This window comes from Streptomyces sp. CB01635, assembly GCF_002803065.1.
Classification (GTDB): Bacteria; Actinomycetota; Actinomycetes; order Streptomycetales; family Streptomycetaceae; genus Streptomyces.
The window spans coordinates 611,739-624,187 of the sequence record NZ_NNBL01000001.1 but is presented as its reverse complement, the minus strand read 5'-3'; the positions used below and the strand labels follow the sequence as shown (position 1 = coordinate 624,187).

Here is a 12,449-nt window from a genome sequence, read left to right as displayed (position 1 = left end):
CTCATGACTGCCTCTGCCGAGTTCGCCGCGTACATCGCGGGCCTCCCCCGCGTCCTGTGCGGCGCCGCCGCACTCTTCCGTGACTCCGAGGGGCGCGTGCTGCTCGTCGAGCCGAACTACCGCGACGGGTGGGCGCTGCCGGGCGGCACCGTCGAGTCCGACACCGGGGAGACCCCGCGCCAGGGCGCCCGGCGCGAGACCGCCGAGGAGATCGGCCTCGACGTGGAGCTCGGCCGGCTGCTCGCGGTCGACTGGGTGTCCGGCACGGCCGCGCGTCCGCCGCTCGTGGCCTATCTGTACGACGGCGGGGTCCTGGACGAGGACCGCTTCAAGGCGATCAAGCTCCAGGAGGAGGAACTGCTCTCCTGGCGCCTCGTGGACCGGCCCGACCTGCCGGAGTACCTGCCGGGCTCACTCGGCCGCCGCGTCCTCACAGCCCTCGACGTCCTCACGCGGGGCGAGGGAACGGCCGAACTGGAGAACGGCAACCGCGTGAGCTGACCCGGCCTGGTGCGGCGCGCGCCGATATCGCCTCGCGGTCCGCCCGGAGAGGCGCCTACCCTCGGCGGCATGAGCACGCAGCCTCTCGTCGCGATTCTCAGTGGTGCAGGCATCTCCACGGACTCCGGGATCCCGGACTACCGCGGGCCGAACGGTCTGTGGCGGCGTGACCCGGAGGCGGAGAAGCTCGTCACGTACGAGTACTACATGGGCGATCCCGAGATCCGGCGCCGGTCGTGGCAGATGCGGCGGAAGAACCGGACCCTTGCCGCCGAGCCGAACGGCGCGCACCGGGCCGTCGCCGATCTGGAGCGGGCCGGTGTGCCCGTGCGGGTGATCACGCAGAACGTGGACGGGCTGCACCAGCTCGCCGGGATGCCCGCCCGCAAGGTCCTCGAACTGCACGGCTCCGCACGGAGTTTCGTGTGTACCGGCTGTCATGCGCGTGGGCCGATGGAGGACGCCCTCGCCCGGGTCGAGGCTGGGGAGGACGATCCGCCGTGCCTGGAGTGCGGGGGGATCCTCAAGTCGGCGACCGTGATGTTCGGGGAGCGGCTCGATCCGGTGGTGCTGGGTGAGGCCGTCGCGATCACCAAGGCGTGTCAGGTGTTCGTCGCCGTGGGGAGCAGTCTCCAGGTGCAGCCCGCCGCCGGGCTCGCCGGTGTTGCCGCGGATCATGGGGCGCGGCTCGTCATCGTCAACGCCGAGGCGACGCCGTACGACGAATTGGCCGACGAAGTCATCCGCGAACCCATCGGCACCGCGCTGCCGAAGCTGCTGCGCCGACTCGGCATGGCACACCCCTAGGGCCGGTCCGGCGGACCCCGCGACGCCGAGCTGATCCGCAGGACAGGCCCTAAGGGCGGATCCCGTCGCAAGCGATGGACAGATGCCGCGGCCCGCGCAGCACGGCGTTCTGCCGGTACGGCGGCGGGTCCTCTAGCAGACGTGGGTTCTCCAGCCTCCGGGCCAGTTCCGACAGGGCGAACTGGGCCTCCAGCCGGGCGAGAGGTGCGCCGAAACAGCTGTGGATGCCGCTGCCCAGGCCGAGATGCTGGATGTCCCCGCGGTCCGGGTCGAAGCGGTCCGGATTCTCGAAGCGCTGAGGGTCGCGGTTGCCGGACGCCAGGACCAGCCAGAGGGAGGCGCCCTTGGGGATGGTGACTCCGCGGACCTCGATGTCGGCGAGGGTGGTGCGCTGCGGCACCAGTTGTACGGGCGGCTCGAAGCGCAGCAGTTCCTCGACGATGGGCACGGCCAGCCGCGGGTCCGCGCGCAGCCGCTCCAGGACATCGGGGTTGCGCAGCAGGGTCAGCATTCCGTTGGTGATCAGGTTGACGGTCGTCTCGTGGCCCGCGATCAGCAACAGCGCCGCAGTGCTGAGGAGTTCCATCGTGGTCATCGAGCCGTCTTCGCCCTTGGCCGTCGCCAGCTCGGAGAGCATGTCGTTCCCGGGCTTCTTGCGGCGCTCCTCGATCAGGCCGGCCAGGTACATGCCCAGTTGCATCCGGGCGTCGTGCGACGTCTTGCCCCGCTCGGTGGGATCCGCGTCCGGGTCGGGGTCCAGGCTCGCGGCGATCGTGTCCGCCCAGGTGTGGAAGCGCGCCTCGTCCTCGCGCGGAATCCCGAGCAGCCGGCAGATCACCGTCACGGGGAAGGGGTAGGAGAACTGGTCCACCAGGTCGATCCGGCCCGGATCGCCGATGCCGTCGATGAGGCCGCAGACGATGCCATGGAGTTCTCCGCGCATCCCGTCGACCCGGTGAGGGGAGTGCGGCGGGCCGAAGGGCCGGTTCGTCATACGTCGCAGCCGGTCGTGTTCCGGAGGGTCGAGCCGCAGGAAGCTCGGCGGCAGGGCGCTCTCGTCCTCCTGGGACGACTCGGCCAGCGGGTCGCGGGCGGTCGAGGCCACGTTGCGGGCGTCGGAACTGATCCGGGGATCGTGCAGGAGGCTGCGGATCTCGTAGTAGGTGCTGACCACGTACGGCCCGTCCTCTTCGTGGAGGACCGGCGTCTTCCGCAGCTCTTCGTAGATCGGGTACGGATTGGCGCGGTTGGCGTAGTCCAGGATCTGGTGCAGGGGGGATTGCGTCATGGCGAGTCCTCGTGGCCGTGCTGCGGGTCAGTGCGCAGGGGTGAACGTCATCCGGCGGTCGGCCGGCGAGTATCCGCTGAGGGTCACGGTGGGGCCGTGAGTGGGGACCGACGGGTCGGGGTAGTCCGCGTCCATCGGCTGCTGTCCCTCCGAGCGCCGGTCGACCGTGAGGAACGGCGGCGGGAACGGTGCGGTGGTCTCGATCAACTCCTGGTAGAACGGCATCCACCGGCCATGGTCGAAGGCGACCGCACCGATGACGCGCCCTTGGTACCCGTAGACGCCGACGAACCGGCGCTCCTCGAGCAAACCCTGGGAGATGAAGATCTCCGTCCCCAGTGACGGCACCCCGACCGACTTGATGTTGACTCCGAACTGCGAGGACCAGAAGGCAGGCATCCACATGTGGGGGAGCCGGTCGGTACTTTCGCTCAGCATGTTGTGCGCCGCGATCCCGGCCTGGGCCACGGCATTGCCCCAGTGCTCCAGGGACAGGAACTGGTAGCCGAACAAGGCGTGCGGGGAGCGGGCGACGTCGCCCGCCACATAGATGTCGTCGGTCACGATTCCCCGGATGTCGAACGCGCGGCAGCCGGCATCGCACGCGATCCCGCGAGGGCCCGCCCCGAGTCCGGATCCGGCGAGCCAACCGGTGTTGCGGGTGGCGCCGAGCGAGACAACCACCACGTCGGTCTCCACGGTGGAGCCGTCGGACAGGTGCGCGGCGCGCACACGTCCCGAGGCGTCGCCCTCCAGAGCGGTCACCATGACTCCGCACCGCAGGTCCACGCCGTGCTGGCGATGGAGTTCGGCGGCGACCGCGCCGACCACCCCGCCGAGTGCGCCGGCCAGGGGCGCCGCGGCGCGCTCGGCGACGGTGACCGGAAGGCCGCGTTCGCGGCAGGCGGAGGCGATCTCCGAGCCGGTGAACCCGGCGCCGATGACGAAGACCCGCTTGGGTCCCTCGTCGAGCCGCCGTGCGAGCGCGGCTGCGTCGTCGCGGGTCCGCAGCACGAAGACGCCGTCAAGTTCCGCCTCGGCCTCGCGAGGCCACGGTCGCGCCCGTACCCCGGTGGCGATCAGCAGCCGGTCGTACGGCACTTCGTCGCCGTCGGCCAGCCGCACCCGCTTGGCGGGCATGTCCAGGCCGGTGGCCGGGACCCCGAGCCGCCAGGTCGCGTCGACGGACCGGCGTCTGGGCAGCGAGGTACCGTCGGCGGTCGCCTTGCCCAGCAGCACCTGCTTGGACAGCGGGGGTCGGTCGTACGGCTCGTAGGGCTCGTCACCGATGATGGTCAGCGAGCCCGCGAAGCCCTCGTCACGCAGGGTTTCCGCAGCCCGCAGGCCGGCCAGCGAGGCGCCGACGACGACGATGCGCCCTTCGCGCTTGAGCCGTTCCAGTGATCCGTCACCGTTCACCGGACACCCCGTCGCCCGGGGCGTCCACCGCATCGACCAGGATGGCCTGAACGGGGCACGCTGCGGCGGCCTGAGCCAGCTTCTCGCGCTGCGCCTGGTCGGCCTCCGGGTGGTACAGCAGCGCCTCCTCGCCGTGCATGGCGAAGACCTCGGGCGCGAGGAACGCGCACTGCGCGTACCCCTGACAGCGGTTCAGGTCGACGGCAATCCTCACCACGGGATCGGTCCTCTCCAACGGCCCGCTCAGCCCCCTGTGACCACCCTCGGTGTCCGGACGGGATGCGGCGACGAGAAGGCGACCGTTCGAGTGAGCGGTGTGGCCGGCTCAGGTCGATGTGGCCGGCTGTGACCGGGCGGGACGACGACGTCGCAGGATGTTCAGGCTGACGAGCAACGCCCAGGCCGGGAAGACCAGTTCGGACCAGGGCAGGTTCGCTCCCACCACGAGCAGCGTAAGGCCCGCCAGGTAGCCGAGGGCGACGAGCGGGTGCGGGAGGATGCCGAGCCGGCGGCCGATGGTCGAGGTCGTGATGATGAACACGGCCGCCATCCGCATGGCGTACGTGGTCAGCAGGGCGTAGGCGAAGTGCCGGCCGAAAGGAGGGTGCTGCTGACTCTCGTCGAGCACGGTTCCCGCTGCTGCGGCGGCGCCGAACAGGGTGGCGACGAAGACCAGGCCGCTGCCCAGGAACACGGTGGAGACGAACCGGTCCTCACCCTCGCCGGCCTGCTCGCGCAGGGCGCCCATGAACCACAGGAAGGCGATCCCGGCGAACGGGAGCAGCGCCAGCGCCGTCCGCACCGCGCTGCGCTGTCCGGCATCGACGGTTACGTCGTCCCCGCCGTTGCCGCCGGGCAGAGCGATGCGCATCAGGACGATCGCCGCGGCCATCAGGATCGCGAACACCACCCCGGCCACCCCGGCGGCCCAGGGTGTCGCGAGGCGCTCGTGCTGTCGCTCCATGGTCTCCCGCTTTCTGCCTGGTCCTCCTTCGTACAGACACCAGCGATCCAGGGCTCGCGCCACCGGGGTCACTCGGGAGGAAGACAGCGATGCGCCAAACAGGCCATGGGTACCGGGGACGCGATGACGGACGCCGTCGCGCGGGTCGGGGCGGGCGAGGACGATCCCGCCTGTCTGGTGTGCGGGGATCCTGAAGCCGGCGACCGTGATGTCCGGGGAGCGGCCCGGCCCGGTGGTGCTGGGCGCGGCGGTGTCGATCGCCAAGGCGCGCCAGGTGTTCTTCGCCGTCGGCAGCAGCCTCCAGGTGCAGCCCACCGCGGGACTCGCGGGCCTCGCGGCGGACAACGGCGCGGCTCGTCATCGTGAACGCCGAGCCGACGCCGTACGACGACCAGGCCGCCGAGGCCGTGCGGGAGCCGATCGGGACGGCGCTTCCACGGCTCCTCGGCGAGCTGACCCCGTAAGGGATCCGGGGTAAGGGATCCGGCGTAAGGGATCTCGCTAGAACAGCGCCGCGCCCTGTTCGAAGTCGAGGAGGCGCTGCTTGCGTTCCAGGCCGCCGCCGTAGCCGGTCAGGCCGCCGCTCGCGCCGATGACGCGGTGGCAGGGGACGATGACGCCGACGGGGTTCTTGCCGTTGGCGAGGCCCACGGCGCGGGACGCGTTCGCGTTGCCGAGGGCCTCGGCGAGCTCCCCGTAGGTGCGGGTCTCCCCGTACGGGATGCGCTGGAGCTGCTCCCAGACGCTGCGCTGGAAGGGCGTCCCTTCGAGGCGCAGCGGCAGGTCGAACTCTTGCAACTCGCCCTGGAAGTAGGCCTCCAGCTGGTCGATGACCGCCCCGAAGGGCCGACCGTCGCGCTCCCCGAAGGTCTCCTCGGCGGGGCGGTGGCGCTGGTCTGTCATGTAGAGGCCGCTGAGTGTGCCGTCGGTGGCGACGAGCGTGAGCGGCCCGTAGGGGCTGTCGAGGACGTGGTGCTGCTTGCCGGTCATGATGCCGAGTCCCTTACGCGGGGAGGAAGTTGATCGGGTGGTCGTCGGTGGCCCACAGGTACTGGACGGCGTACGCGCGCCAGGGGCGCCAGGACGCGGCGCGCGCGGTGAGGGCGGCCGGGGTGTGGGGCAGCCCCAACTCCTGTGCGGCGCGCCGCATTCCGAGGTCGGTGGGCAAGAAGGCGTCAGGGTCGCCGAGGGCGCGCATCGCGATGACCTCGACCGTCCAGGGCCCGAATCCGGGCAGCGCCATGAGCCGGGCGCGGGCCTCGTCCCAGTCGCTCTCCGGGCCGAGGACGATGGCGCCCTCCGCGAGTTCGCGCACCAGTGTGGTCAGGGTGGTGCGGCGGCTGCGCGGCAGGGCGAGCGCCTCGGGGTCGAGGGCCGCGAGCGACGCCGGTGAGGGGAAGAGATGGGTGAGGCCGCCCTCAGGGTCGTCGACGGGCTCGCCGTGCGCGGTGACGAGGCGCGCGGCGTGGGTGCGGGCGGCGGCCGTGGACACCTGCTGGCCGAGTACGGCGCGGACCGCGAACTCTGGCTCGTCGACGGTGCGCGGCACCCGGCGGCCGGGCGCCTTGTCGACGAGCGGGGCGAGCAGCGGGTCCGCTCGCAGCTGCTCGTCCACGGCGACGGGGTCGGCGTCCAGGTCGAGCATGCGGCGGCAGCGGCTGATCGCGACGGTCAGATCGCGCTGGTCGGTGAGGACGAGGCGGCAGCCGATGTGGTCGGGGGTGGGCGTGAGGGTGACGATGCCGTGCCCGTAGGGGAGGCGCAGCGTGCGCCGGTACGCACCGTCGCGCCACTCCTCGACGCCCGGTACGGCGGTCGCGGCGAGGTGGCCGAAGAGGTTGTCGGGGTTGAGCGGGGCGCGGAACGGGAGGCGCAGCGTGATCGCGCCGGGTGCAGTGGCACCGTTCCTGGGCGCGCGGGTGCGCAGCTCGCTCGGGGAGAGCGCGAAGACCTCGCGAACCGTGTCGTTGAAGGTGCGGATGGAGGAGAAGCCGGCGGCGAAGGCGATGTCGGCCATCGGCAGCTCGGTCGTTTCCACGAGGATCCGCGCGGTCTGGGCACGCTGGGCGCGGGCCAGGGCGAGCGGGCCCGCGCCCAGCTCGGCGAGGAGCTGGCGCTCGACCTGGCGGGGGCTGTAGCCGAGGCGTCCGGCGAGGCCGGGGACGCCCTCGCGGTCGACGACGCCGTCGCCGATGAGGCGCATGGCGCGGGCGACCAGGTCGGCGCGCTGGTTCCACTCCGGGGAGCCGGGGCTCGTGTCGGGGCGGCAGCGCTTGCAGGCCCGGAATCCGGCCTGCTGGCACGCGGCGGCGCTGGGCAGGAAGGTCATGTTCTCGGGCTTCGGAGGCACTACCGGGCAGCTGGGCCTGCAGTAGATCCGGGTCGTCAGGACGGCGGTGAAGAACCAGCCGTCGAAGCGGGCGTCCTTGGACTGGACGGCCCGGACGCATCGGTCGGTATCGGTGTGCATGCAGTAAGCATCGCCGATGGCCAGCGCCCTGGCTGGCGAGAATCCGACATCGACGTGCGGGCGCGAGGGCCCTCGGCGGGGAGCGGTCAGTCGGCGAGGGCGTCGGCGAAGGCCGCGTACGCCCTGTCGTCGAAGAGGACGAACCGGACTTCTTCGACGGGTGGCGCGACGACCTCTCGCACGGTGCGGACCGCGATGCGCGCGCCGTCGTCCAGCGGCCAGCCGTAGATCCCGGTCGAGATCGCGGGGAAGGCCACGGTCCGGGCGCCGAGCCCGGCCGCCACACGCAGCGACTCGCGGTAGCAGGAGGCGAGCAGCTCGGACCGGTCCAAGGACGCGGACCAGACCGGGCCGACGGTGTGGATCACATGCCCTGCGTCGAGGTTCCCTGCCGTCGTGGCGACCGCCTGTCCCGTGGCCAGACCTTTGCCGTAGTGCGAGGCGCGGAGTCTGCGGCACTCGGCGAGGATCTCGGGGCCGCCGCGCCGGTGGATCGCGCCGTCGACCCCGCCGCCGCCGAGCAGCGAGGAGTTGGCCGCGTTCACGATCGCGTCGGCGGTCTCGGCGGTGATGTCGCCCTTGACCAGGGTGATTCGGGTCATGACGCGCGGATCCTCCTCCACACGGCCTTGGCCGCGTTGTGCCCGGACATGCCGTGGACGCCCGGCCCCGGCGGGCTCGCGGACGAGCAGATGAAGACGGCGGGGTGCGGCGTCGTGTACGGCGACAGGGACAGCTTCGGCCGCAGGAGCAGCTGGAGCCCGCTCACCGCGCCGCAGGCGATGTCACCGCCCACATAGTTCGCGTTGCGCGCGGCCAGCTCGGGCGGTCCCGCCGTGGCCCGCGCCAGGATCCGGTCGCGGAACCCGGGCGCGAAGCGCTCCAGCTGCCGCTCGACGGCGTCGGTGAGGTCGCCGTCCCAGCCGCTCGGGACATGCCCGTACGCCCAGAAGACGTGCTTGCCCGCCGGGGCCCTGGAGGGGTCCATGACGCTGGGCTGGACCGTGATGAGGAAGGGCTTGTCCGGGGCGCGGCCCTCGCGGGAGGCGGCGCGCAGGGCCGCCGCGATGTCGCGGCTGCCGGGCCCGACCTGGACGGTGCCCGCGCTCCTGGCCTCCTTCGCGGTCCACGGCACGGGTCCGTCGAGCGCGTAGTCGAGCTTGAAGACGCTCGCGCCGTACCGGAAGCGCTCGTAGTAGCTGCCGAGCCCGGCGATGCGGGCGAGCGCCGTGGGCGAGGTGTCGAAGATGTAGGCGCGGGCGGGCGGCAGGTCGTCGAGGCGCTTGATCTCGTAGTTCGTGTGGACGGCTCCGCCGAGGTCCTTGAGGTACGCGGTGAGCGCGTCGGAGATCGACTGTGAGCCGCCGCGGGCGACGGGCCAGCCGCGCGCGTGGCCGGCGAGCGCGAAGACGAGGCCGACGGCTCCCGTTCCGAGGCCGCCGAGCGGGGCGATGGCATGGGCGACGAGGCCGGAGAACAGGGCGCGCGCCCGGTCGTCGCGGAAGCGGCGCATCAGCCATGTGGACGGCGGGAGCCCCGTGAGCCCGAAGCGGGCCAGGGTGAGCGGGTCGCGCGGCAGGGAAGTGAGCGGCAGCGCCATGAAGTCCCGTACAAGCGCGTCCCACTTGGGCAGGAGGGGCGCGACGAGACGGCGGTAGGTGCCCGCGTCGTGCGGCCCGAACGAGGCGGCCGTCTCGGCGACGGAGCGTGACAGCACGGCCGCACTGCCGTCCGGGAAGGGGTGCGCCATGGGAAGCTCGGCGTGCAGCCACTCCAGGCCGTACCGGTCCAACGGCAGGTCCCTGAACGCGGGCGAGTTGATCCCCAGAGGATGAGCGGCCGAGCACGGGTCGTGGCGGAATCCGGGGAGGGTGAGCTCCTCGGTGCGCGCGCCTCCGCCGACGGTGTCCATGGCCTCGAAAACGGCCACGGAGAGGCCTCGGCGGGCCAGCTCCACGGCAGCGGTCAGTCCGTTCGGTCCCGCACCCACGACGACGGCATCGAGCATCGACGGCACCTTCGGACTCCTTTGTCAGCCGAGGCCACTGGCCGCCAGGATATGCCGGAGGGCTGACAGAGCCGGGGCGCGGGGCGCTCCCGGACGGGCTGCGCGAAGGTGCGCCGAGGGTCGTCGCAGGTCATGGGCGCGGGCCCCGCCAGGGCGCCCGGCCGCCGGGTCACTCGCCGCCGAGCAGGTCCATCACGCGCCGGGCGGTGGCCTTGTCCCGGGCCGCTGTGAACGGCAGTGCGTTCCCCCCGGTGATCCGGAAGGGCTCGCCCGCCTTCGTCAGGTGCGTGCCGCCCGCCTCCTCGACGAGCAGCAGCCCCGCCGCGTGGTCCCACGCGGCCTCCCACGAGAAGGCGGTGGCGTCCAACTCGCCGCGGGCGACGGCCAGATACTCAAGGCCGGCCGAGCCGCACGGGCGCGGGCGCACCCCGTCGGTCCACAGGCCCAGGAGGTCGCGCTTCTGCGCGTCCGTCGTGTAGTCGGGGTGCGACGTCGCCACGTCGATGGGCTCGTCCGCACCGGGCGAACCGGCGTGCAGCGCCTCGCCGTTGAGCCAGGCGCCCTTGCCGCGGACCGCTACGGCGAACTCGCCGAGCGCGGGTGCGAACGTCCAGGAGGCGAGGACCGTGCCGTGCTGGGCCAGCGCGACGAGCATGCAGAACCCGGGGTCGCCGTGGACGAACTGGCGGGTGCCGTCGACCGGGTCGACGATCCACACCGGGGCGTCCTCGCCTATCGCGTCGTAGACCGCGTAGTCGGCGTGGACCGCCTCCTCGCCTACGACGACGGAGCCGGGCAGCAGGGCGCTCAGCTCGCGGGTCAGATACTCCTCGGCCAGCCGGTCGGCGGTGGTCACGAGGTCGTGCGGGCCGCTCTTCTGGGCGACGTCACCCTCGGCGAGCTGCCGGAAGCGGGGCATCACCTCTGCGGCGGCAGCGGCGCGCACGGCGCGCTCCACCTCGGTGACCCCGTGTACGAGAAAGTCGTCGATGCTTTCCGTCGTTTCCTGTGCTTCGATCATGCCTCCATGAGAGCACGCTCCACTGACAACCCGTACCCGCCCGGTGTACGAGGGGTGGAATCCCGTTGAATACCGCGGAACCCCACCCCTGGTACATCGACCCGTACGCCGCCTGATCCGTCAGCGGCCGACGGCGTACCCCTGCATCCCGCGCGGGTTCGCCGCGGCCGACAGGACGCCGGTCTCCGGGTCGCGGGCGACGGCGCACAGGCGGCCCTCCGACCAGGGCTCGCCGACCGTCACGTCGTGGCCGCGGCGGCGCAGCTCCTCGATGACGTCCTCGCCGATGCGGGACTCGACGGTGACGCTGCCGGGCCGCATGCCGCGCGGGTAGAAGGAGCCGGGGAAGGAGTCGTTGTGCCAGTTCGGGGCGTCGACGGCGCCCTGGAGGTCGAGCCCGCCGCGCACGGCCGCGCGCAGGGCGACGGCGAGGAAGAAGTGGACCTGCCACTGGTCCTGCTGGTCGCCCCCGGGCGTGCCGAACGCGAGGACCGGCACACCGTCCTTCAGGGCGAGCGAGGGTGTCAGCGTCGTACGGGGACGGCGTCCCGGCGCGAGCGAGTTCGGCAGGCCCTCGTCCAGCCAGGCCATCTGGAGACGGGTGCCGAGCGGGAAGCCGAGCTCGGGCACGACGGGGTTCGACTGGAGCCAGCCGCCGGACGGCGTCGCGGCGACCATGTTGCCCCAGCGGTCGACGATGTCGAGGTGGCAGGTGTCTCCGCGGGTCGCGCCGTCCGCGGCGACCTCCTGGTCACCGCTCTTGGCGACGGTGGGCTCACCGGCTCCGGCGCCCGCTACCCCCATGGCGTCGAACCCGTCCTCCCCCGCCGCCACGGCGTGCGCGTGCGCGGAGATCCGGGGCTCGGTGCCGCGCGGGCTGCCCGGCCGCAGCTCGTGGGACGCCTTGTCGCCGACGAGGGCGCGGCGCGTGGCGTTGTACTCGTCGGACAGGAGCTCGGCGACGGGCACGTCCTCGGGACCGGCGTCCCCGTACCAGGCCTCGCGGTCGGCCATGGCGAGCTTGCAGCCCTCGATGAGCAGGTGGACGTACTCGGCGGAGCCGTAGGCGGGCAGCTCGTCGGGGAGCAGGGCGAGCTGCTGGAGGAAGGCGGGGCCCTGGCTCCAGCCGCCGGCCTTGCACAGGGTCCAGCCGTTCCAGTCGTACGTGGCGGGCGCCTCGTAGGTGGCGGACCAGCCCGCCAGGTCGGCGGCGGTGAGCGTGCCGGTGTGGTGGGTGCCACTGGTGTCCATGGTGGGCCGGCCGGCCTGCCGGACGAGGGCCTCGGCGATGAAGCCCTCGCGCCAGATCGCCCGGGCGGCCTCGATCTGCGCGACGCGGTCGTCGCCCGCGCTCTCCTCGGCCTCCTCGATCACGCGCCGCCACGTCGCGGCGAGCTGCGGATTGCGGAACAGCTCGCCGGGCTTCGGTGACGCGCCGTCCTTGAGGTAGACCTCGGCCGAGGAGTGCCACTCGTTCTCGAAGAGGGCGCGCACGGTGTCGACGGTCTCGCCGACGCGCTCCACGGGCGCGTGCCCGTCCTCGGCGTACCCGATGGCATAACTCAGCACCTCGGCCAGGGACTTGGTGCCGTGGTCCTTGAGGAGGAGCATCCAGGCGTCGAAGGCGCCGGGTACGGCGGCGGCCAGGGGGCCGGTGCCGGGGACGAGGTCCAGGCCGAGGGAGCGGTAGTGGGCGACGGTGGCCCCGGCGGGCGCGACGCCCTGCCCGCACAGGACGCTGACCTCCCCGCCGGCGGGAGCGAGGATGATCGGGACCTCGCCGGCGGGGCCGTTCAGGTGCGGTTCGACGACGTGCAGGACGAAGCCCGCGGCGACGGCGGCGTCGTAGGCGTTGCCACCGCTCTCCAGGACGGCCATGGCCGACTGGGAGGCGAGCCAGTGGGTGGACGAGACCATGCCGAAGGTGCCTTGGAGGGTCGGCCGGGTGGTGAACAAGGGTGGTGCTCCTCG

At 72.5% G+C, this 12,449-nt stretch carries 12 protein-coding genes and 1 pseudogene; 3 read left to right on the top strand and 10 right to left on the bottom strand.

Annotated features, from left to right (window positions below):
* Positions 1-3 precede the first annotated feature (3 nt).
* Complete coding sequence (locus CG723_RS02655) at positions 4-501, top strand: NUDIX domain-containing protein (protein ID WP_100591509.1); 498 nt, start codon at positions 4-6, stop codon at positions 499-501.
* A 69-nt stretch (positions 502-570) separates the two neighbouring features.
* Entirely contained in the window at positions 571-1,308 is a 738-nt protein-coding gene (locus CG723_RS02650; protein WP_100591508.1) for an SIR2 family NAD-dependent protein deacylase, read from the top strand.
* A 49-nt stretch (positions 1,309-1,357) separates the two neighbouring features.
* Here CG723_RS02650 and CG723_RS02645 read toward each other — a convergent pair whose 3' ends face one another.
* The 4 genes from CG723_RS02645 to CG723_RS02630 all read right to left on the bottom strand — a co-directional run bounded on the left by CG723_RS02645 (position 1,358) and on the right by CG723_RS02630 (position 4,979).
* Positions 1,358-2,596 carry a cytochrome P450 gene (locus CG723_RS02645; protein ID WP_100591507.1) on the bottom strand — a complete coding sequence of 413 codons (1,239 nt, stop codon included), beginning with the start codon at positions 2,594-2,596 and terminating at the stop codon, positions 1,358-1,360.
* 27 nt (positions 2,597-2,623) lie between these two features.
* On the bottom strand, positions 2,624-4,048 hold the full coding sequence (locus CG723_RS02640; protein ID WP_199841633.1) for an FAD-dependent oxidoreductase: 1,425 nt from the start codon (positions 4,046-4,048) through the stop codon (positions 2,624-2,626).
* Positions 4,005-4,229, bottom strand: coding sequence for a ferredoxin (locus CG723_RS02635; protein WP_100591802.1), 225 nt, complete (start codon positions 4,227-4,229; stop codon positions 4,005-4,007). Before CG723_RS02635 ends, CG723_RS02640 begins: the two co-directional genes overlap by 44 nt.
* 111 nt (positions 4,230-4,340) lie before the next feature.
* Entirely contained in the window at positions 4,341-4,979 is a 639-nt protein-coding gene (locus tag CG723_RS02630) for a hypothetical protein (RefSeq protein WP_100591505.1), read from the bottom strand.
* A gap of 123 nt (positions 4,980-5,102) precedes the next feature.
* On the opposite strand from CG723_RS02630, the pseudogene CG723_RS02625 reads away from it, so the two are divergent.
* Positions 5,103-5,443 (top strand): annotated as a pseudogene (locus CG723_RS02625) (NAD-dependent deacetylase); the annotation flags it as partial.
* 37 nt (positions 5,444-5,480) lie between these two features.
* On the opposite strand, the gene CG723_RS02620 reads toward CG723_RS02625, so the two are convergent.
* The 6 genes from CG723_RS02620 to CG723_RS02595 all read right to left on the bottom strand — a co-directional run bounded on the left by CG723_RS02620 (position 5,481) and on the right by CG723_RS02595 (position 12,434).
* Positions 5,481-5,969, bottom strand: a complete 489-nt coding sequence (locus tag CG723_RS02620) for a methylated-DNA--[protein]-cysteine S-methyltransferase (RefSeq protein ID WP_100591504.1) — start codon at positions 5,967-5,969, stop codon at positions 5,481-5,483.
* Between the two features lie 13 nt (positions 5,970-5,982).
* Complete coding sequence (locus CG723_RS02615) at positions 5,983-7,449, bottom strand: AlkA N-terminal domain-containing protein (protein WP_100591503.1); 1,467 nt, start codon at positions 7,447-7,449, stop codon at positions 5,983-5,985.
* A gap of 86 nt (positions 7,450-7,535) precedes the next feature.
* A complete protein-coding gene (locus CG723_RS02610; protein ID WP_100591502.1) occupies positions 7,536-8,051 on the bottom strand; it encodes an O-acetyl-ADP-ribose deacetylase in 516 nt (171 codons plus the stop codon).
* Complete coding sequence (locus CG723_RS02605) at positions 8,048-9,457, bottom strand: phytoene desaturase family protein (RefSeq protein WP_100591801.1); 1,410 nt, start codon at positions 9,455-9,457, stop codon at positions 8,048-8,050. The genes CG723_RS02610 and CG723_RS02605 overlap by 4 nt, the downstream gene beginning before the upstream one ends.
* A 169-nt stretch (positions 9,458-9,626) precedes the next feature.
* Positions 9,627-10,478 carry an inositol monophosphatase family protein gene (locus CG723_RS02600; RefSeq protein ID WP_100591501.1) on the bottom strand — a complete coding sequence of 284 codons (852 nt, stop codon included), beginning with the start codon at positions 10,476-10,478 and terminating at the stop codon, positions 9,627-9,629.
* A 120-nt stretch (positions 10,479-10,598) separates the two neighbouring features.
* A complete protein-coding gene (locus tag CG723_RS02595; protein WP_100591500.1) occupies positions 10,599-12,434 on the bottom strand; it encodes a gamma-glutamyltransferase family protein in 1,836 nt (611 codons plus the stop codon).
* Positions 12,435-12,449: the final 15 nt, after the last annotated feature.

Bases quoted from the DNA above. Each gene is read 5' to 3' on its own strand.
- CG723_RS02630 (WP_100591505.1), bottom strand. From the start codon at position 4,979: ATGGAGCGACAGCACGAGCGCCTCGCGACACCCTGGGCCGCCGGGGTG.
- CG723_RS02605 (WP_100591801.1), bottom strand. From the start codon at position 9,457: ATGCTCGATGCCGTCGTCGTGGGTGCGGGACCGAACGGACTGACCGCT.
- CG723_RS02640 (WP_199841633.1), bottom strand. From the start codon at position 4,048: ATGCGGTGGACGCCCCGGGCGACGGGGTGTCCGGTGAACGGTGACGGA.
- CG723_RS02600 (WP_100591501.1), bottom strand. From the start codon at position 10,478: ATGATCGAAGCACAGGAAACGACGGAAAGCATCGACGACTTTCTCGTA.
- CG723_RS02620 (WP_100591504.1), bottom strand. From the start codon at position 5,969: ATGACCGGCAAGCAGCACCACGTCCTCGACAGCCCCTACGGGCCGCTC.
- CG723_RS02655 (WP_100591509.1), top strand. From the start codon at position 4: ATGACTGCCTCTGCCGAGTTCGCCGCGTACATCGCGGGCCTCCCCCGC.
- CG723_RS02610 (WP_100591502.1), bottom strand. From the start codon at position 8,051: ATGACCCGAATCACCCTGGTCAAGGGCGACATCACCGCCGAGACCGCC.
- CG723_RS02650 (WP_100591508.1), top strand. From the start codon at position 571: ATGAGCACGCAGCCTCTCGTCGCGATTCTCAGTGGTGCAGGCATCTCC.
- CG723_RS02645 (WP_100591507.1), bottom strand. From the start codon at position 2,596: ATGACGCAATCCCCCCTGCACCAGATCCTGGACTACGCCAACCGCGCC.
- CG723_RS02615 (WP_100591503.1), bottom strand. From the start codon at position 7,449: ATGCACACCGATACCGACCGATGCGTCCGGGCCGTCCAGTCCAAGGAC.